18 protein-coding genes are annotated in these 19900 nt (G+C 60.4%); 10 read left to right on the forward strand and 8 right to left on the reverse strand.

All coding sequences use genetic code 11. The annotated features are described in order from the left end of the window. Positions 1-224: 224 nt before the first annotated feature. On the reverse strand, positions 225-2054 hold the full coding sequence (menD, locus tag HMPREF2605_RS01935; RefSeq protein WP_070846786.1) for a 2-succinyl-5-enolpyruvyl-6-hydroxy-3-cyclohexene-1-carboxylic-acid synthase: 1830 nt from the start codon (positions 2052-2054) through the stop codon (positions 225-227). 77 nt (positions 2055-2131) lie between these two features. Next, on the reverse strand, positions 2132-3175 hold the full coding sequence (locus HMPREF2605_RS01940; RefSeq protein ID WP_049353836.1) for an o-succinylbenzoate synthase: 1044 nt from the start codon (positions 3173-3175) through the stop codon (positions 2132-2134). 293 nt (positions 3176-3468) lie between these two features. On the opposite strand from HMPREF2605_RS01940, the gene HMPREF2605_RS01945 reads away from it, so the two are divergent. The 3 genes from HMPREF2605_RS01945 (at position 3469) to HMPREF2605_RS01955 (ending at position 6614) form a co-directional block, all read left to right on the forward strand. Beyond that, the gene (locus HMPREF2605_RS01945; RefSeq protein WP_070846787.1) at positions 3469-4995 is read left to right on the forward strand and encodes a phosphatase PAP2 family protein; all 1527 of its coding nucleotides are present in this window, start codon (positions 3469-3471) and stop codon (positions 4993-4995) included. Positions 4996-5163: 168 nt separating this feature from the next. Further along, on the forward strand, positions 5164-5541 hold the full coding sequence (locus HMPREF2605_RS01950; RefSeq protein ID WP_049327511.1) for a cupin domain-containing protein: 378 nt from the start codon (positions 5164-5166) through the stop codon (positions 5539-5541). Positions 5542-5780: 239 nt separating this feature from the next. Further along, positions 5781-6614: an oxidoreductase gene (locus HMPREF2605_RS01955; protein WP_070629957.1), complete on the forward strand. Its 834-nt coding sequence runs from the start codon at positions 5781-5783 to the stop codon at positions 6612-6614. Positions 6615-6715: 101 nt separating this feature from the next. Here HMPREF2605_RS01955 and HMPREF2605_RS01960 read toward each other — a convergent pair whose 3' ends face one another. The 3 genes from HMPREF2605_RS01960 to HMPREF2605_RS01970 form a co-directional block, all read right to left on the reverse strand. Continuing rightward, positions 6716-7495: an amino acid ABC transporter ATP-binding protein gene (locus tag HMPREF2605_RS01960; protein WP_070629956.1), complete on the reverse strand. Its 780-nt coding sequence runs from the start codon at positions 7493-7495 to the stop codon at positions 6716-6718. A gap of 33 nt (positions 7496-7528) precedes the next feature. Next, positions 7529-8332: an amino acid ABC transporter permease gene (locus HMPREF2605_RS01965; RefSeq protein ID WP_070629955.1), complete on the reverse strand. Its 804-nt coding sequence runs from the start codon at positions 8330-8332 to the stop codon at positions 7529-7531. Between the two features lie 132 nt (positions 8333-8464). Continuing rightward, entirely contained in the window at positions 8465-9304 is an 840-nt protein-coding gene (locus HMPREF2605_RS01970) for an ABC transporter substrate-binding protein (RefSeq protein ID WP_070846788.1), read from the reverse strand. 253 nt (positions 9305-9557) lie between these two features. On the opposite strand from HMPREF2605_RS01970, the gene HMPREF2605_RS01975 reads away from it, so the two are divergent. The 4 genes from HMPREF2605_RS01975 (at position 9558) to HMPREF2605_RS09245 (ending at position 13520) form a co-directional block, all read left to right on the forward strand. Further along, the gene (locus HMPREF2605_RS01975) at positions 9558-10289 is read left to right on the forward strand and encodes a demethylmenaquinone methyltransferase (protein ID WP_049349165.1); all 732 of its coding nucleotides are present in this window, start codon (positions 9558-9560) and stop codon (positions 10287-10289) included. 54 nt (positions 10290-10343) lie between these two features. Then, entirely contained in the window at positions 10344-11405 is a 1062-nt protein-coding gene (locus tag HMPREF2605_RS01980; RefSeq protein WP_070846789.1) for a polyprenyl synthetase family protein, read from the forward strand. 379 nt (positions 11406-11784) lie between these two features. Continuing rightward, positions 11785-13368, forward strand: coding sequence for a sodium-dependent transporter (locus HMPREF2605_RS01985; protein WP_060824372.1), 1584 nt, complete (start codon positions 11785-11787; stop codon positions 13366-13368). A gap of 8 nt (positions 13369-13376) precedes the next feature. After that, complete coding sequence (locus tag HMPREF2605_RS09245; RefSeq protein WP_005504798.1) at positions 13377-13520, forward strand: methionine/alanine import family NSS transporter small subunit; 144 nt, start codon at positions 13377-13379, stop codon at positions 13518-13520. Positions 13521-13604: 84 nt separating this feature from the next. Here the strand turns inward: HMPREF2605_RS09245 and rarD are convergent, their stop codons facing one another. Together rarD and HMPREF2605_RS01995 are read right to left on the reverse strand one after the other, a co-directional pair. After that, positions 13605-14576, reverse strand: a complete 972-nt coding sequence (gene rarD / locus HMPREF2605_RS01990) for an EamA family transporter RarD (protein WP_070846790.1) — start codon at positions 14574-14576, stop codon at positions 13605-13607. Between the two features lie 165 nt (positions 14577-14741). After that, positions 14742-16079, reverse strand: coding sequence for a DUF6882 domain-containing protein (locus HMPREF2605_RS01995; RefSeq protein WP_070846791.1), 1338 nt, complete (start codon positions 16077-16079; stop codon positions 14742-14744). Positions 16080-16358: 279 nt separating this feature from the next. On the opposite strand from HMPREF2605_RS01995, the gene HMPREF2605_RS02000 reads away from it, so the two are divergent. After that, entirely contained in the window at positions 16359-17693 is a 1335-nt protein-coding gene (locus tag HMPREF2605_RS02000) for an SseB family protein (protein WP_070846792.1), read from the forward strand. 103 nt (positions 17694-17796) lie between these two features. On the opposite strand, the gene HMPREF2605_RS02005 is transcribed toward HMPREF2605_RS02000, so the two are convergent. Then, entirely contained in the window at positions 17797-18387 is a 591-nt protein-coding gene (locus HMPREF2605_RS02005; RefSeq protein ID WP_070846793.1) for a Fur family transcriptional regulator, read from the reverse strand. A 194-nt stretch (positions 18388-18581) separates the two neighbouring features. Between HMPREF2605_RS02005 and HMPREF2605_RS02010 the strand changes: the two genes are divergently transcribed. Together HMPREF2605_RS02010 and htpX are read left to right on the forward strand one after the other, a co-directional pair. Then, complete coding sequence (locus HMPREF2605_RS02010; RefSeq protein WP_005504804.1) at positions 18582-18845, forward strand: hypothetical protein; 264 nt, start codon at positions 18582-18584, stop codon at positions 18843-18845. Between the two features lie 127 nt (positions 18846-18972). Then, positions 18973-19857, forward strand: coding sequence for a zinc metalloprotease HtpX (gene htpX / locus HMPREF2605_RS02015; protein ID WP_070846794.1), 885 nt, complete (start codon positions 18973-18975; stop codon positions 19855-19857). The last annotated feature ends 43 nt before the right edge of the window (positions 19858-19900 follow it).

Genomic DNA, 19900 nt, shown 5'->3' on the forward strand with positions numbered 1-19900 from the left:
CTCGGGGTCGCGGGCGGTGTGCATCAGCGGCAAGAGCGTGAAGGTCAATAAATGATAGATAGGGTGCCTTACGTCAGCAGGCGCGCAAAAAACGCGAAGGTAGCGGTGAGTGAAACCGCTACGACCGGCTAGCTTTCAGCCACGGAAGGCTATGGCACAGGTAATTTTCAGTATATCGTTCAACCCTGCGCACGGGGCTTAGCCTGCTGCCTTTAGAAACAGCTTTAGGGTGTGTGAATGCGCACCTCAACGCCCGATTCGGTGCCAAACCCGGCAGCCATGCGCGCCAAATCAGTATTCGGGGCGGCAGCCACCGTGAAGAAACGGTCCACAGCGGCGGTGAACTGCTCCTGACGAGCCATATCACCGTGTTCAAGGGTCGTGAAAATACCGCCGCCGGCATCGTCAAAGACCTCAACACGCAGCTCGGGAAGAAGCTCCGTATTCGGCAGGTTCAGCGAGGACACATCGTGCTGGAAGGTCAGGTCACCGCACAGCAGGGTCACCGGCAGGGCGGTACCACCAATGACCGGGCGGGAGTTCTCATCCACGCCGGCAGGGTAGTAGCCCGACAGAGACACACCGATAGCGGTCGCAATCGTGCCGTCAATACCGGCTAGACCGCGATTAGCAAACACGCGTGCGGGGGCGGGCTCGCCCAGGGCGGGGGCTGCCGCATCCAAATCACGCACCAGGTTTGAAGAACCCAGCACCATGAGGCGGCGCTGAGCCACCGCATCCTGCCAGACGCGGCGGGCGTAGGAGCGGCCGGCGGTGCGGTTGCGGTAATCGGTGTAGTCAACCGAGCTCTCAGCACCCGGGTGTTCGTAGGCGGCAATGGCGCGCAGGCACTCATCCTGCAGCTCGCGGGCGGGCTCAACCCACTGCTCTAGCCAGCTCAGCTCATCCACCAGCTCATCAGCGGCAACAGAGGATGCGCACGCAAACTCGGCAAGCTCGTGCGGGGTCGACAGCTCCACGAAGGAGCGAGCGCCCGGCTCGTACCAGCTGGCGCGGCGCGGCGCGTAGAACGCACACTGAATATCCGTGCGTTCGAGCAGCGCCGTAATCGGGCGTGAGAGCGTCGGGTGTCCGAAGAGCACCACACGCTCAATATGTGCCGCGGGCGCGAACGACTCATCGCCGAGCAGCTGCGGGTAGTGCGGAATCGAGGTGGCGCCGTGGCGCGCCTCGGAGGAAGGCTCGGCAAAGAGCGGCAGGTCCAGCACACGCGCAAACTCAGCCGCGAACTCACCGGCACCATCAGCGGCAACCACCACGGTGCGGTGCGCCGGGGTGAACTCCGCCAGGTCCCCCTGCGCCTCCAAGGAGTCCAGGAGCCAACGCTGCTCAGCGCTGGAGAGCCCCGAACCCTCGGCGCGGGCGGCGCGGGCACGACCCTCAGCCTGCGGGTCGTAATCCTCCAGCAGGCTCTGCGCCCACTGCGGCAGCATCTGCGCAAAACGACCCGAGGGTGTCAACGGCGTATCAAAACAAATGTTCAGGTGCACCGGGCCAATCGGATCAGCCGACTGCTTGCGCCAATGCTCGGCGCTACGACCGGTCAGCGCGTTCAAGCAAGCCGCAAAAGCCTGAGTCTGCTCGCCCTCAACTTGCTCCGGGTAGGAGGTCAAATCAGCTTCAGCGCGCACAAAAGGATGGAAGAAACTCGCCTGGCGGGTCGTCTGATTCACGCCGCTACCGCGCAGACGCTCCGGGCGGTCAGCGCTCAGCACCGCCAAGGGCACGCCAGCGTGGTACGCCTCCATGACGGTGGGCATGTACTCGCCCAGAGCCGTACCGGAGGTGCACACCAGACCCACCGGCTGACCGGACGCCTTCGCAATGCCCAGGGCGGTAAAGGCTGCACTTCGCTCGTCCACACGCACGTGCGCAATGAGTGCGCCGGCTTCAGCGGCGGCGGCAATAGCGTACGCAAGAGGTGCACTGCGGGATCCCGGAGACACGACAACATGCCGCATACCGGCACGAATCAGCGAATCGAGCACGGATATTGCGGTGAGCATGGCGGGGGTTGAGCGGTTTTCAGTCACCGTACCATTCTAATGCCGCGGGCTTTTTCCTTCAGTTTTGGTTACCCTTCACGACCTCATCGTTACTGCACTAACCGTTACAGATCAGCGGTGCGTTCCAGTACGCGGTAGCAGGCGGTAACGCGGTCCACCCACCACTGGCGGGTCTGCTCATCGGTGGCAAGACGCGCCAGGCGCTGCGGACTGGGGGTGATGGTGCGCAGGTCCATGAACCCGTCGCGGGCGATGAGCGGCTCGTCGGTGACGTCTTCAGCCATGAGGGAGACCGTGCCCAGACCGCACCCGTATTTCAAAGTCGGCAGGGAAGCCGCTAGCGAGGCGCCGGTGGCAATGCCCACCGAAGACTCCAGCGCAGAAGACACCACCGCCGGAAGCTGCGCCTGCTCCACCAGTGCGAGCGCACGGCGTACACCTCCCAGGGGTGCTGCCTTAATAACCATCAGATCTGCGGCGTTGGCGCGAGCCACCTTCAACGGATCCTCCGCCTTACGAATCGACTCGTCCGCGGCAATGCGGGCGGGCAGACCCTCCTTGGCGATAGCAAAGCGGAGCGCCGCCATATCCTCAATGGTTGCCACCGGCTGCTCAGCGTAAATAATGCCGTACTCGCAGAGCTTACGCAGTGCCTCAAGGGCACCGGCGAGGGTGTAGCCCATGTTCGCGTCCACCTTCAGACGCGCATTCGGGAGCGCTTTTCGCGCCGCCGCCACGCGGGCAACGTCATCGGCGAGGCTCTGACCCTTCTCAGCCACCTTGATTTTGAGTTCCTGAATCTCGCCCTCGTACTTGGCGAGCACCTCCGGCACACGCTCGGCGGGCACCGCGGGCAGGGTCGCGTTCAGCGGGATGCGCGTACGCACCGGTTCAGGGGCGGGTAGCCACGCCGCCTCCAGCGCGCAGGCGAGCCACGCGGCAGACTCCTGGGCACCGTACTCGAGGAAGGGTGCGAACTCGCCCCAGCCGTGCGGGCCGCAAATCAGCGCGCTCTGGCGGCTATTGACCCCGCGGAAGGTCACGGTCATCGGAATTTCGACCGTGAAAAGGTTCTCCAGAACCTCCTGCAGGGGCGGCAGGGGAGTGTTTGTGAGGCGAAAACCGTAGCCGAGAGGCGGCACGCTCATGCTGGTATTCAAGGTATCTGCCCTTCTTTGATGCGCTATGAGCTCACCATAGCATTCCGCTCTGATGCGGGTGCGCTCGCAACCCGTTTCGCATTCTCTGGAAACTCTCAGGTTGTGGTCGAAAAAACTTTAGTTTTTCATAGCTTAACCTGGGATAGTAGGTAGTTATTCGCCCGATGACTCGAACGATGTTGCGCGCGATGCGGTAGCTTGGGGGCTGCCGCTTTGACGAGCGGACATCGGCGGGCTCGGGTATGGCTAACAGACATGAGGGCAAGAAGGTACGAAGGGTTATGAAGAAGAAAACACCGGCAAATACATCGGGTTCAGGAAACTCCGGTTGGGAGAGCTCCGAAAATCTCGATGCTACCAGTGTGCTTCACCCCGCTGACGTGCATGCAGCCGCCGCTGATAACGCGCCGACTACGGTATTTTCCTCTGATGAGACGCAGGTGCTCTCCGATTATCAGGACGCTACCCAGGTGCTCAACGCCCACGAGACTGTTGCGCCCGCTGATTCTGAAGACTCTACGGAAGTTATTGGCGCGACCCGCCCTCTGCCGCGCGCCTACCGCGCCCCCATTCAGATACCCGAGACGATTCCCTCCGCACAGGAACGCGCCTCCCAGGGGAACTACAGCGCGGATGAGCCTCTGCAGGCTACGCGTCGCCTTGACCCGCCGAGGCCTCCGGTAAGCGGTTACCCGCTGAACGCCAATATGGGCGCGGGACACATGGGTGCTCCTCAGATGGGTGCTGAACAGATAAGTGCCCAGCAGCCGCTTCCCCAGCGTGTGCCGCCGCAGGCGCCTCAGCAGGTACCTCAGCAACCGGTGGCGTACCCTCCGGAGGCGTATCCTGCCGCGGCTTATCCGAACGGTGCGTATGTTCAGACCGGTCAGGTGCCCGTGGATGCTTCGGGCCGCCCGGTGAACCGTCCCGGTGAGGGGGAAATCATGCACCTTCCGAGTACCGGCGTTCTGATGCGCCACATTATGGCGCTGCTGTTCCTGGGGCTGTCTCTGTACGGTGCGTTCGCGTTCTTTATTTATACTGCGACCGGCCAGCAGGTTGATGAGCAGGCGTACACCGAGTATGCGCATCAGTTCAAGAGTTACCGCGGTCCGACCCTGACTGCGCTGGATTCTTTACCCACGATTGTTGGTGTGATTGCGGTGCTGGGTCTGATTGCGGTGCTGATTTGGAAGCACCGGTTCCTGCCCTCGCTGATTGGCGTGCTAGTTGGGGCTGCGGCGGTGACGAGCACGTACCTGCTCAAGCACTACCTGATCGTGAAGCCCGACCTGGGTGTTCAGGAGGCGCTGAGCAACTCGGCGCCCAGTGGCCACACGACCTTCGCGGCGGCGGCTGGCGCGGCGCTCTTCCTGGCGGCGCCTCGTTTTTTGCGGCCCACGGTGGCTCTCTGCGCGGCGTTGGCGACCTGCCTGACGGGTGCCTCCACGATTATTAACGGTTGGCATCGCCCGGCGGATGTGGTGACCGCTATTCTGGTCACCGCCATCTGGACGGTCGTGGGTATGGGCGTGTTGCGTTATGTGCGTCCGGCAGATTTTGCGGTGCCGGCGCGCGGTGGTTTGGTGCTGGTGCCGTTGATGACGATTGCGACGCTGTTCCTGTCGTTCTGCGCGGTCATCCTGTATCTGATTGCGATTTTTGCGCCGATTCCCGGTGGTGCGTTTACCGCGGCGACCTGCATGATTATTGCGGTGAGCTTTGGTACGACGGCGTTGATGGTGAACCTGTTGCGTCCGCGTAATAGTAATCGCTCCGCCTATTCGAAGGTGTGGAGTTATCAGTAGATGTTATTCCCCTCCCTGCTCGGGGTGTTTCAGCTTGATGTGAGCTGAGGTATTGTCCAGTTGCGGGGAGGGGAATACAATATAATAAATTTAGTATTTTTAATACCAATATTATGGAGGGGGTTGCGCGCCCCCTTTCACTCACCCCTAAAGAGAAAGGTGCGTACCATGGCAGGTACCCATGAAGGCCGCGTCCTCGTATTCCCCCAGCTCACCGAAGCGCTGACCCCCTTTGAAGATAAGCCCCAGGCCCGCAAGATTGTTGATGCCGACGGCGGCAACCTGACCCTCATGGAACTGGCTGCAGGCCAGTCCTGGCACGAGCACCACAGCGTGCACCCCATCTTCGTGCAGGTGCTCAAGGGCGAGGTGATCTTCCACGTGAAGGACCGCGATATTACCCTGGTGCCCGGCAAGCCGATTCACGTGACCGCCAAGCTGCTGCACTCCCTGCGCGCCGTGAAGGACTCCACCCTGCTGGTGACCATGCTGACCGGTGAATCGCACCCCGAACCCAAGGTCAATATTGACGTCGAAGAGGTCTAAACCCCAGCCTCAAAACCCCTGACCCCAAAACCCCTGACCCCAAAACATTAGCTCGCCGCCGCATCTGCACAGGATGCTGCGGCGAGCTTTTTGTATGCCGTCCTGCCCTCACATATGCCGGCGAGAATACCCTCACGCTACGCCCTGAGCTTTCTGCGCGCTCGTACACCCCGTGCGGGCGTACCCTGGAAAAGTACACTCCCGCTAACCTCACAGGGAGCAAGCCGAAAGGATGCGCAATGCCTAAGTCACTGCAACGCCCCGTTGTTCTTCTCACCGGCGCCAGCTCCGGTATCGGCTATGACGTGGCGCCGCTACTGGTGCGCTACGGCTACACCGTCTACGGTGCCGCCCGCCGCGTTGAGAAGATTGAAGAGCTCGCCTCCGAGGGTGTGAAAGCGCTCAGCATGGATGTTACCGATGAGGCGTCCATGGAAGCCGCCGTACAGCAGATCATTGATGCAGAAGGCCGCATTGACGTGCTTATCAACAATGCAGGCTACGGATCCTACGGCGCCATTGAAGACGTCCCCATTGACGAGGCACGCCGCCAGTTCGAGGTGAACCTCTTTGGCCTGGCGCGCCTCACCCAGCTGGTGCTGCCGCATATGCGCGCACGGGGCAGCGGGCGCATCCTGAACATCTCCTCGATGGCGGGGCGTATTACCTCGCCCCTGGGTGCCTGGTACCACGCCACCAAGTACGCCCTCGAGGCGTTCAGCGATGCACTGCGCATGGAGGTTGAAGAGTTCGGTATCGACGTGGTCATTATCGAGCCCGGCGGTATCAAGACCCCCTGGGGGCTCATCGCGGCAGACCACCTGGAGGAGTCCTCCCGAAACGGCGTCTACGCGGCTCAGGCGCAGCGCGTTGCGGCAAATATGCGCAAGCTCTACTCGCCCTCCTCCAACCTCTCGGAGCCGAAGGTTATCTCTAAAACTATTCTGCGAGCCCTGGAGGCGCGCCGCCCCAAGACCCGCTACCTCGTGGGTTTCGGTGCTAAGCCCTCCGTGTTTCTGCATACGGTGCTATCGGACCGTCTTTTTGACAAGGTGGCGCGCCGCATCTTCTAGAGCCGGAACAGCCGCGAACTAGAGCATTAAAAAGCGGGCGGTGCTGCGCGAAACAGAATGTTTCGTACAGCACCGCCCGCTACGTTTTTCAAGAGCTAGTACTAGTCTACTACGGCGTGGGTCGGATCGAGCACGCGCGCCAAGAAAGCCTGAGTACGTTCGTGCTGGGGGTTACCAATCACCTGATCGGCGTGGCCTTCCTCCACGACCACACCGTCAGCCATGAAGACGACCTTATCGGCGACCTCGCGGGCAAACGCCATCTCGTGGGTCACCACAATCATGGTCATGCCCTCGTCAGCCAGGTTGCGCATAATGCTCAGAACCTCGCCGACCATCTCCGGGTCGAGCGCACTGGTCGGTTCGTCGAAGAGCATCAGGTCCGGGTGCATGGACAGTGCACGTGCAATAGCCACACGCTGCTGCTGACCACCGGACAGCTGAGCCGGGAAGCGGTCTTCCTTGCCCTCCAGGCCAACCTTGGCGAGCTGCTCGCGGGCAACCGCCTCCGCCTCAGCCTTGGAACGGCCCAGAACCTTAATCTGGGCAATCGTGCAGTTATCCAGAATGTTCAGGTGGCCGAACAGGTTGAACTGCTGGAACACCATACCCATGTGGGTACGCACGCGGTTAATGTCTACATCCGGGTCGGTGACCTCGGTATCGCCCACCATGATGGTGCCGTCGTTCGGCTCCTCCAGCAGGTTCACGCAACGCAGCAGGGTGGACTTACCGGAACCCGAAGGACCGATGAGGCACACGACCTCGCCCGGCTCGACCTGCATGTCGATGCCCTTGAGAACCTGAACCTTGCCGTAAGACTTGTGCAGGTTAGAAATGCGCACCGAGGCGGCGGCCATGGATGAAGTTGAAGCAGTCATAGTATCTTCCGTAATCCGTATCTGTCGTTGCGCTTACTTGCGGCCGGTCAGCTGGGTGCGGCGCTCAAAGTATGCGGAGAGCTGGCCCAGCGGAACAGTGATAATCAGGTAGCACAGACCCGCAACCACCAGGGGGGTCAGGCCCGCATTAGCGGCGGTCAGGCCCTCACGGCCGAACTTCGCCAGCTCGTACTGCGAGACGGTTACGCCCAGCAGGTATACGAGGGAGGAGTCCTTGGTCAGCAGGATAACCTCGTTGGTCAGCGGGGGCAGAACCACGCGGAACGCCTGAGGAATAATGATCGAAATCATCGCGCGGGTGTGGGACATACCCAGGGAGCGTGCCGCCTCCATCTGGCCCTTCGGGATCGCCTGCAGGCCCGCACGCAGAACCTCACTAATGTAGGCTGCCGAAACCATACCCAGGGACAGGGTCACCGGAATCAGGTTATCCACGAAGCGGATCTTGAACGCCAGGGGAATACCGTAACCGAACGCGAAGAAGACCAGCAGCGCCGGGATGCCGCGGAAAAGCTCCACGTACAGGGTCGCAATCCAACGGTAGGGAGCGATAGAGGAAATACGCATGAGCGCCAGCAGCAGACCGCCGGAGAGGCCCACGATGAAGCCCAAGGTGGTGTACAGCAGGGTGTTCTTTAACGCCACGGTGATGACGTCGGGGAACTGCTGAGCCGCAACGTCCAGGTTGAATACCTGCTGGCTGAGGGTCTTCCAGTCAGCCAAAAGAATGGCTGCCAGAGCGATAACTGCCAGAAGGGCGTACTGTGCGTAGCGGAAGAGCTTCTGCTTCTGACGGGGTGAGAGTTTAGAGGACATGCGCTTTCTTATTCGTGTGCTGTTCGGTCAAGAGCGTTTTATACGCTCACAAGGGTGAAGGCCGGAGAATCCCCCAACCCAAAAGTAATAAGGGTACTCCTGAATTGGGGGAGAGGCTAACCTGCTAGATGCTTAGGAAGCGGAGGAAGAGGCGCTCGCGGAGGTCGAGGAGGTGGTGCCCACCCACTTGGCCTTCATCTTGTCGAGCTCGCCGTTCTTCTTGAGCTTGTCGATGGTTGCGTTAGCCTTGGCCAGCAGTGCCTTGTTATTGGAGGAAACTGCTGCGGCAATCTGCTCGGTGTTCTCGGAATCCTGGTAGGCGATCTTGAAGGAGTCCGGGTCATTGGTCAGTGCCTCGGACACCACGGAAAGGTTCGCTGCGACTGCCTTGACCTGACCGGTCTTCAGGGCGGAGAACATGAGGGAGGTGTCTTCGTACTGGATGACCTCTGCGCCGTTTTCCTTGGCGTAGGTTTCACCGCTGGTTGCCTGCTGCGCACCAACGCTCACGCCCTTCAGATCTGCGGCGGAGCTGATGGAGGAACCCTTGGGGACCAGGATTGCCAGGTTGTCGTCGAAGTAGACGGTGGTGAATTCCATCTTGCTCTTACGTTCATCGGTCACGCCGATACCCGCAAGGGCGATATCGCACTGACCGGTGGCCAGGCCGGTGCCGGAGTCCAGACCCTCAAAGCTGATGGAGGTCAGCTGAGCCTTCACGCCCAGGTCGGAGGCGATAGCATTGGCGATGTCTGCATCCAGGCCGACGATGGTGCCGTTCTCTTCGTATTCGAAGGGCTTGTAGGGGGTGTTGGTGCAGACGCTGAGTACGCCGGACTTGACGAGGCTGACCTCGCCGTTGGCGTCGGAGTTCTCGTTCGCGGTGGAGACGCAGCCGGTCAGTGCCAGGGGCAGTACTGCCAGCAGTGCGAGGGGCTTGAGGGATGCCTTCTTGAGGATTGCGGTGTTCATGATGTTCTCCTGTGTGAGGTGTGTTCTATGAAATCTATGGTCTATTGTGCGCCCCCATGTTAAAAAATGCAAGCATATACATAAATATTCATAAATTTTTGCTAAACATGCATAAATTCACCCCCAAAGAATGAATAAAACCCCGAATTAGCGACTCGAAAACCACTCCAGAACGCACCTTAACGCACCGTGCGACACTACTACGGTTTACCCAACTATCGAATCTAGTAACCTCCATGCCACAATTGAGAGCGTGAACGCAGAGAAGAACACCCGCGCAACCCGCGCAACCCTAGACAAGAAAACCAGCGACATCGCCGCCATGTTCGATACCGTAGCCGAACGCTATGACCTCATGAACGGCATCCTCTCCCTCGGCCAGCACATCTACTGGCGCAAGCAGGCAGTCGCAGCCGTAGACGCGCACCCCGGTCAGAAAGTGCTGGACGTAGCCGCAGGTACCGGCGTCTCCTCCGAACCCTTCGCCGACGCCGGCGTGGACGTCATCGCAGCAGACCTCTCCGAAGGCATGCTCGACGTGGGCCGCCGCCGCCGCCCCGACATGACCTTCGTGCAGGCAGACGTCACCGCCCTACCCTTCGATGACGAAACCTTCGACGCAGTGACCATGTCCTACGGCCTGCGCAACGTCGCCAACTACCCCAAGGCACTGAGCGAAATCTACCGCGTACTCAAGCCCGGCGGCCGCATCGTCATCCTCGAGTTCTCCACCCCGACCTTCGCCCCCTTCGGCGCGGTCTACAAGAACTACATCATGAAGGCAATCCCGCCGATTGCCCGCGCAATCTCCTCCAACCCCGAATCCTACGAATACCTCGCCGAGTCCATCATCGCCTGGCCCAACCAGCAGGAACTGGCGCAGAAGTTCAAGGAGGCGGGCTTCACCTCCGTGCAGTACCGCAACCTCACCGGCGGCATCGTCGCCATTCACCGCGGTTTCAAGCCCGAAGCACACAACGCATAGACACCGCGTTCACACACCACCGAAGACACCAACACCAAGAAGATAGAAGACACCGTGAGCAACGCAGAGCAGCCCATTGCCGCAACCGACCTGCTGGGAGACCTCGACCTGAAGCTTCCCGCGGGCTTTGAACTCATCGCCGCCGACCCCAAGCTGGGTCCGCAGATTCTCTCCTCCCTGGCGCGTATTGAGGAGCGCCTGGCTGAGGCCATCTCCCAGACCGACCACCTGGCGGATGTCGCATCTCGTCACCTGCTCTCCGCGGGCGGCAAGCGCGTGCGCCCGCTGCTGGCGCTGCTCTCGGCAGCTGTCGACGGCGAAATCAACGATGAGGTCATCGAAGCCGCCGTGGTTGTTGAGCTGACCCACCTGGCAACCCTCTACCACGACGACGTCATGGACGATGCCCCCAAGCGCCGCGGTGTGGACAGTGCCCAGATGATTTGGGGTAACTCCGTCGCAATTCTGACCGGCGACCTGATCTTCTCCCGCGCGTCCCTGTTGGTGTCCGAGCTGGGTACCCGCCCCATGAAGATTCAGTCCCAGACCTTTGAGCGTCTGGTGCTCGGCCAGCTCTTCGAAACCACCGGCCCCCGCGAGGGACAGGACCTGCTCGACCATTACATCGCGGTCATCGAGGGTAAGACCGGTTCCCTGATTGCCGCAGCCGGCGAGTACGGCTCCCTGCTTTCGGGCGCTTCTGAAGACGTTATCTCCATGGTCAAGGCGTACGGCGAGCTGGTGGGCGTGGCGTTCCAGCTGGCTGACGACGTGATCGACATTGTCAGCGACGGCAAGACCAGCGGTAAGACCCGCGGCACCGATTTGCGCGAGGGCGTGCCGACCCTGCCGACCATCCTGCTGGACCGTGCGGTAGCTGCCGGCGACGAATCCGCTATTGCTGTTCGCGCCCTGCTGGATGCTGACCTGAGCTCCGACGAGGCACTGGATGCAGCCGTGGAGGCGCTCGCCGCCCACCCTGTCACCCAGGAAGCATGGCAGATCGCCTACGACTGGGCGGACCGTGCAATTGCCGCGATTGCTCCGTTGCCCGAGTCCACCGCGAAGGCTGCACTGGAGTCTTTCGCTCACGCTGTGGTTCACCGCGAAGGCTAAAACCCGCCGTGTAGCGTGTACCCGGGTCTAACGACTTCCGGGTGTCTCATACTTCAAAACCCCCGCTGAATCTGCTTGGATTCGGCGGGGGTTTTCTGTCTTTTGGCTAGTCAGTACCGATTTTCGGGGTGCTTTGGGGCTGCTCTCACCCTCCGAAAGCTTCCGTATGCTGGGGTCTTCTTGACCGACCCCTACCTTTAAGGTAAACCTTATAGGCATGTCCGAGGTGCACATCCACCCCTCAGGCGCCTGACGGCTCCCACACCCAACCCGTGTTGGAGAGCCGTTTACTATTTCTGGACGCGAGCAGAGCCCACCACTCCGACGGGTTATTCTCGCACCAACCATCCGCGTCCCCACACATTCGAGGTTTACAACTATGGGAGCATCTACCCCTAAGGCGCCCACGAAGCGCGAAGGCTTCTCTAGCCGTCGCGTCTTTATCTTTGCCGCCATCGGTTCTGCTGTTGGTCTGGGCAATATTTGGCGTTTCCCCTACATCGCATTTGATAACGGCGGCGGCGCCTTCATGATTCCCTATATTGTCGCCCTGCTGACCGCCGGTCTGACCTTCCTGTTCTTTGACTACGCAATCGGTCACCGTGCGCGTGCGTCGTCCCCGCTGGCTTTCCGCCGTCTGAACCGTAAGACCGAGTTCATTGGCTGGTGGCACATGGGTATCAACTTTGTCATCGCTATCTACTACGCCGCTATTGTGGCGTGGGCTCTGCGTTACATGGTTTTCTCCTTCACCAATGAGTGGGGAGATAACCCGAAGGCGTTCTTCCAGGGTGAGTTCCTGAAGGTTGCAAAGGATCCCGGCGTCTCCCTGGACTTCAACATGAACGTCCTGATTCCTATGGTGCTGGTGTGGGGCGTTCTGCTTGCTGTGATGGCTCTGGGCGTTCAGAAGGGTGTGGGCGCAGCCAACATTATCTTTATCCCGCTGCTGCTGGTCATGTTCGTTGGTTTGGTGATTTACTCGCTGACCCTGCCCGGTGCTGTGGACGGTCTGAATGCTCTGTTCACCCCCAGCTGGGACTCCCTGGCTAACCCGGAGGTGTGGGTTGCTGCGTACGGCCAGATTTTCTTCTCGCTGTCCATTGGCTTCGGTATTATGGTCACCTACTCTTCCTACCTGAAGCCTAAGACTGACCTGACCGGTTCCGGTGCTGTGGTTGGTTTCGCGAACTCCGGTTTTGAGCTTCTTGCCGGTATCGGTGTGTTCGCTGCTTTGGGCTTCATGGCTCAGGCTGCTGGCACCCAGGTGAGCGAGGTTGCGACCAGCGGTATTGGTCTGGCGTTCATTGCGTTCCCGACCATTATTTCTCAGGCGCCCGGTGGCGTGCTGATCGGTATCCTCTTCTTCGGCTCCCTGCTCTTTGCTGGTTTCACCTCCCTTATTTCGATTCTTGAGGTGATTATTGCGGGTATTCAGGATAAGTTCGCGACCTCCCGTCTGGCATCTACCACTCTGGTGATTGTTCCGATGGCTCTGATTTCGCTGCTGCTGATGCCGACCACCACCGGTCTGTACGTACTGGATATTCTCGATAACTTCGTGAACCTCTTCGGTATTCTGGCTGCTGGTCTGTGCGCCATTATCGTTGTGGCGTATGTGGTGCGCGCGCTGCCCGCTCTGGCTGAGCACCTGAACCGTTACTCCTCCATCAAGGTCGGCAAGATTTGGATGATTCTGCTGGCTGTCGTGACCCCGCTGGTTCTGGGCTACTCCCTGATTCAGAGCGTCATTAAGCTTGTGGCAACCCCCTATGAGGGTTACCCCACGGATCTGCTGGCAATCTTTGGTTGGGGCATGAGCGCACTGATTCTGGTGGGCGCGATTGTTGTTTCTCTTCTGCCCTGGTCGAAGAAGTCTCGTGCGGCTGAAGAGCCTCCGGCACCTCCGGTGATTGCCGGTCAGGTTGAGCACGGCCACGTTGATTCGACCGTTACCCGTTAGGAGCCCTCATGTCTATCTCTGCAATTGTGATGCTCGTTGTGGCAATCCTGATCATTTGGGGTGGTCTGGGTTTGGCTCTGCTGAACCTGCACCGTCATCCGGATCTGGATGCTCTCGATGATGCTGCTGAGGCTCAGGGTTCTGAGCTTTAGCGTGTGAGCGTGATATAAAGTGATGCCCCGCTGGCGTTAGCTGGCGGGGCATCACTGTGTTTTATACGGGTGGGAGAGGGGGCGCTACTTGCTCTGTACGTCTTCTGCCTGCACGAGCGGAATCATGCCGGTTTCCGGGTCGGACAGCGCGGAGGCGCGGTAGGAGCGGGAGGCGCGCACCGCATCCACGGTGAAGATGATGAGCGCAATCCAGATGAGGCCCAGACCCAGCACCTTATCGGCGCTCATCTGCTCGTGCAGAACGGTCAGCGCTAGAACAAACTGGATGGTCGGACCCAGGTACTGCACCATGCCAATAATCGACAGCGGAAGGGCCTTGGTTGCCGCCGCAAAGAGCATGAGCGGCACAACGGTGACCACACCGGTGGAGGCGAGAAGCCAGAAGTGTCCGGGACCTTCACTGAAGAGGGTCATCTGTCCCTGAGCGTTGAGAATAAACAATGCTGCGATGCCGAAGGGCGCCAGGATGAAGGTCTCCAGGGATAGCGAGACGATGGGGCTCACGTCGTGGGCGACGCGCGCTTTCAGCAGACCGTAGATGCCGAAGGAGAACGCCACACCCAGACCAGTCCACGGTACCTGGCCGTAGATGAGGCTCATCATGAGCACCGCAATACAGGAAATCGCGACGGATACCCACTGAGCGGCGCGCAGGCGCTCCTGCAGGAAAATCACGCCCAACACCACGGAGACCAGCGGGTTAATGAAATAGCCCAGGGACACGTCAATCGTGTGGCCGCTGGTCGTTGCCATCACGTAGATAAGCCAGTTCGCGCCGATGAGGAACGAGGCCGCCGTCAGCACCAGCATGATACGGCGATCCTTGAGAGCGCGGCGGAAGTCAGCGGTTGCCCGCAAAATCGGTAGCAGCAGGGCGCAGAAAAGGAGGGAGAAGACCACGCGCGCCACGACAATCTCAATCGGTCCCGCCGGTGCCATCATCACAAAATACAGGGGGAGCATGCCCCAAATAAGGTAGGTGCCGATGATGGTGATAAACCCGTTGCGGGTAGTGTGCTTCTGCGTTTCTGACATGGTTTCTTCTTCTGACCTGATTCTTTAGTTACGTTCTTCTAATGCTAATCGTCGGGATGCGCCAGCGGGGGCATTGATGCGCGCTGAGGCTTACTCTACCTGCCGGGCACGCCACAGGCGCGGTACCACGAGGATACCGCGCCTGAGGAATGTTGCGTATTCGGTTTAGAGGCCGAAGAAGCGGGAGAAGAAGCCCTTCTTCTTGGGCTGCTCTGCCTCGCGGCGTGCAGCTTCTGCCTGCTCGCGGCGGGCTGCCTCTTCGTGCTCTGCCTGCAAATCGGGAGCTGCGCCAGCGTTGCGGATGGGCTCCACGTGCTGCTCTTCGTATTCTGCTGCTTCCTGCTCAACCTCGACGGGCTGCTCAGCTGCAGCCTCAGCGGCAACCGGCTCTTCAGCGTACTCTGCGGAAGCCTCAACGGTCTCGTACTCGGGCTGCTCGGCGCCGATGGACTCGTCGGTGTAGACGCGAGCCTGTTCGGTCTCTTCTGCCTCGTACTCGCCGGGCAGGGTCTCCACGGTGACCAGGCCGGGCTCTGCGTACTCTGCCGGCTCCTGATCGAAGGGAGCCTCGTCGGCGGGGTAGAGGTTCTCGGTGCTCTCGACGCCGGGTACCTCGGTCTCTGCGACCGGTGCGTGCTCGGCGATCTCGACGGCGCGCTCAGCCTCAGCCTCGGCACGTGCGGCGGCGCGTTCTGCTGCCTCCTGCTCGCGCTGTGCGTTCTGAGCGGCTGCCTCTGCGGCTGCCACGCGCTCAATCTCGGCGCGCAGTGCGGCGAGGGATTCGCGACGCTGTGCGGCAGCGGCTGCGCACTGCTCCAGAATCTCGGGGCCAACCTGAGGTTCAGCCTGCTCGATGCCGCTGATGCGACCCTCGTCGAACCACAGGCGCAGGGCACCGTCGGTTGCGGTCAGCACGGCGGTTGCCTCGGTGTCCCAGGCAATGTGGAAGCCGCGCTGCTGAGCGTAGGAGTCCACCGCCAGAACCTGGTTGTGAATCTCTTCGCTCTGCAGGGTCTTCGCGATGACACGGCCGATACCCTTGTAGGTCGGTGCCTCGAGGGTCAGCTCAGCACCCTCCAGCAGGGTCCATGCGCGCACGCCAGCACCCGCGGGTAGCGGGTAGTGTGCGTACAGGCCGCTGATGGTCTTGGTTGCCAGGGTGAGTCGGCGTGCCAGGGACTCGGAGAGGGGCAGTTCGTCGGTGGTCAGCTCGGTCAGGCCGTCACGCTCACCGGCTTCGCGCGCCTGAATAGCGGCAGAAACAACGGAGTCGGGGAAGTAGCCCAGCTGCTGCCAAGACCAAATCCAAGTACCGCGGTTCTCGGATTCGGTGCCCAGCAGGTGCGGCTTGAGCGAAAGCGGGGGCGTGGTCTCAAAGTCCAGAGACTGGGAGGTGAAGTCCACGTTCCACTCGGAGGTACCCACAAGCTCAGCGAGTCGAGCCTGGTACTCGGTGGAGATAAAAATCGATGCGTCGATAAGGTCCTGCAGAGAATTCGTCATGCTTCAAGATTATCAACCTTTTAGCGTTCACTATGCCGTGTATCCCCGGTTTCGGGGTGCGCTTTAGGCGTATTGGACGTTAAGAGGGTCGAATGGGCCGCCTAGAGAGGTTCAGGGGAGAGGTAGAGCATATATCTTTCGGCGTAAACTATCTGCGTGGAGTGCCCGTGTTCGTTAGAATCGAAGAGACGGCTTCTTCCGGCACCCTGTAAGCCGACACTACGACCGAACACGGATGCCTCCAGCCGCGCCGTATTCACACTCAAGGATGTATGAACTATGACTGAACCCCGCCTCGCCGAGACGAGTAGCCGCGCCGCGCGCATCCAGGACGCGCTGAACAACATTGGAAGCTGGCTGCTGGATGTCGTTAGTGTTGACCCCGGCTGGAGCGAAATGGTGCTGGACGTCAAGCCTCTAGCAGGTCAGATTTTTGTGCGCGTGCGTGAATTCCGCGACGGTGAAGAGTTCATTGGTACCATCGGCCCGCTCAAGGACGGCTCACCCATTATTGCTGAGGTCCGCAAGCTGCAGCGTGCCGCCTACGACGGTAACCGCGGCACCTGGTTCACCGCCTCCATCGTGGTGGCGGCAACCGGCTGGCCGAACCCGCAGTTCAGCGTGGGCGCCTCCTATAACCGTGATGATGAGCCCGCCAGCTGGAAGAACGAGGGTACCCTGACCGCAACCGACGTACGTGAGCACCTGGCTGAGTTCCCGCGTGATGCGTCGCGTATCCCGCAGTGGGCTCGTGAGCGTATGGAGGGCCGTGCCCGCCACTCTGCTGCCGCGGCGCTGTCTTCGAGCGAGCACGAGATCCCGAACCCCTACCTGGTCGCTGCCCTGGAGACTTTCCGCAACGATGTGCAGGAGCGAACCCTCATTAACGTGGTTCGTACCATGCTCGGCGGCGACGTTCTGCTGGATGCGACCGGCTCCCTGCTGATTCCGTCCGAGACCGACCCGATGGGCCCCGAATCGGTGCTGACCCACCAGGTCATCCGCATGCCCGAGACCGGTATGCAGGCGCTGTGCGTGTTCTCCTCCTCCGAGCACATCGGCAAGAGCTACGTGCGTCAGGAATCCGAGGGTGACGAGCTGATTCTGCGCGAGCCGGCGATGAAGGTCTTTATAGACTTCCTCAGCAATGAGGCGCTGGACCTGATTGTGGTTGACCCCGGCACCGACCACGAATGCTACATTGAGCGCGCTCAGGTGCAGTGGATTGTCACTTCTCCCCGTAATGACGGCGCGAAGATGGCGCTGACCCAGGACAACATGCAGATGCTACTCGGCTCGCTGGTGTCCCCGGCGTCCGTGCTGCTGGTGGGTGTTGACCCGGCTGACCCGTCCGGTACCTCTTTCGTCTTTGACCCGGATGAGAACGGCAACCCGCAGAGTCTGCTGGTGTTCACTTCGCCCATTGAGATTGCGGCACTGGATCCGCATATTGAGGTGCGTTCGGCGAACGCCCTGGATATTCTGCGTTACGCCCTGGAGATTGGTGCTCCGAGCGTGAAGGTGAACGCGATTAACCCCTCCACGGTGTTGACCGCGGCGCAGATTCGCGAGCTGCTGGAGATTGTGGGCTCTCAGCCCCGCATGGGTGCCTAAGCTCCTGCATTAAATAACTTAAACCGTTGAGGCGGCGACACGAGTAGTGTCGCCGCCTCAACGGTTTAAGAGCTCTCATGACCGAGCCAACGTATTCCTCAGGCTATGCCGCCAGGATGCGCGCTGCCGCCTCCTGCTGGGTTCGGGCGAGAGCCGCCTCCTGTTCGGTCTGGCAGTCTACGCACACGCCCTGGTAGAGTACGTCTGCGCTGAAGAGCGCCATGCCGTGAAAATCGCTGGGGGTCAGGCAGGGTGCGGAGCCAACCGCGCAGTCCACGTCTTCGACCTTGCCGCAGCGTACGCAGAAGGCGTGGTGGTGGTTGTCGCCCGTTCGGGTTTCGTAGAGGGCGGGGGTTCCCGGCGGCTCGAACTTACGCAGCAGGTCGATATCGGTCAGGTCGGCAAGAATAACGTAGACCGACTGAACCGTGATGGCGGGGATGCGCTCGCGGACTGCCTGCACGATGGTGTCGGCGGTGGAGTGCGGGTGTTCCTGCACTGCGTGGAGTACGGCGAGGCGCTGCTTGGTGACGCGGCGGCCCTTGGTGCGCAGACCGGTGGTCCATGCTTCTTCGAGGTGCTCGGGACTCATTGCTGAGAGCAGGGGCAGGCCGGTGGTGTGGGCACAACCGGTGTTGTGATGGTCTGGGCTCTGGGTCTTCTTCGTATCGGAGGTTGTCTTTGCGTCGGTCATAGGTTTAAGTCTACACATTATTATGAGAAATTCATCATTATTTTATGAAAAGCTCATAATAAGCAGGCAGGGCGTCCCTTTCATCCACTCTGTGGCGCCCCTCCTCACCCCGGCCTCGGGTGTGAAGAGATGCCGTACAATCAAAGAACCTAGAGTAACCCGCACCGGCGATCACCATCAAGGAGGATAGGGTCATGGTGTACGACTTCACAAACCCCATCTACATTCTGCTGATGATTCTGCTCTTTGGTGTGCCCATCGTGACCCCGGTGATTTACGGTCAGTACCGTAGCACCACCACCGGCTTTGATCTGGAGGGGCAGCTGATGCTCGGTCTGCTCTTCATCCTTTTTCTGGGTGCTTACGGCACGATTCTTCTTCTGGGTATTTTCCCGACTGCTACGGCGCAGGTGCTGGAGCAGGTGCCCCTGGTGAATATCCCCGGCGCCATTCCCTAGTTCTTCTCGCGCTTTTAGCGTCTGGGTGAATCCGCGCGCCATAAGGTGCGCCCGCGGGTGCTTGCACGTATTCTATAGAGTCAAGTACACGCTGTACGCACTGACCTAATTGTTCAGGAGGATACCCATGCACAGCCATAACAACGGACTGAAAACTGCCCTGTTGATGGGCTCCATGGTGGGCATGATGCTGCTCATCGGTGGCCTGCTTTCGGCGACTTTCCGCACCTCCATTTTTATCTGGGTTATGGGCCTGGTGAGCTTGGGTTCGGTCGCGTACACTTACTGGAACTCCGATAAGCTCGCCCTGCGCTCCATGAATGCGTACCCGGTGAGCCGTGAAGAGGTCCCGGTGCTCTACGACATTGTGGAGGAGCTTTCCTCCCGTGCGGGTCAGCCCATGCCTGCTCTTTACGTGGCGCCGACCATGACCCCGAATGCGTTCGCGACCGGTCGTAACCCGCAGAATGCGGCGGTGTGCTGCACCGAGGGTATTCTGCAGTTGCTGGATGAGCGCGAGATGCGCGGCGTGCTCGGCCACGAGCTCATGCACGTGTACAACCGCGATATCCTTACCTCCTCCGTGGCGGCGGGTATTGCCTCCATTATCGGTACGATTGCGCAGATTCTTTCGTTTGGCGCGATGTTCGGTGGTTCCAGCCGCGACGGTGAACGCTCGAACCCTCTCGCCATGTTTGTGATTGCGCTGCTGGCGCCCATTGCTACGCAGGTTATTCAGATGGCTATTAGCCGCACCCGCGAATTTGATGCCGACGAAGACGGCGCACGTCTGACCGGCGACCCGCTGGCTCTGGCTTCGGCGCTGAACAAGCTGGAGAGCGGTGTGTCCATGTATCCGATGGACCCGAACAACCGCAACACGGAGGCGGCGAGCGCCATGATGATTGCGAACCCCTTCGGCTCGCTGAAGAACATGCTCTCTACGCACCCGCCGATGGACCAGCGTATTGCGCGTCTGCAGCAGCAGGCTCGTGAGATGGGGCAGTACTAAGTCTTTTCTTCGCTGAATCATCCGGGAGCGAATGTGACGCTGT

The organism is Rothia sp. HMSC065C03 (assembly GCF_001837295.1).
Lineage (GTDB): Bacteria > Actinomycetota > Actinomycetes > Actinomycetales > Micrococcaceae > Rothia.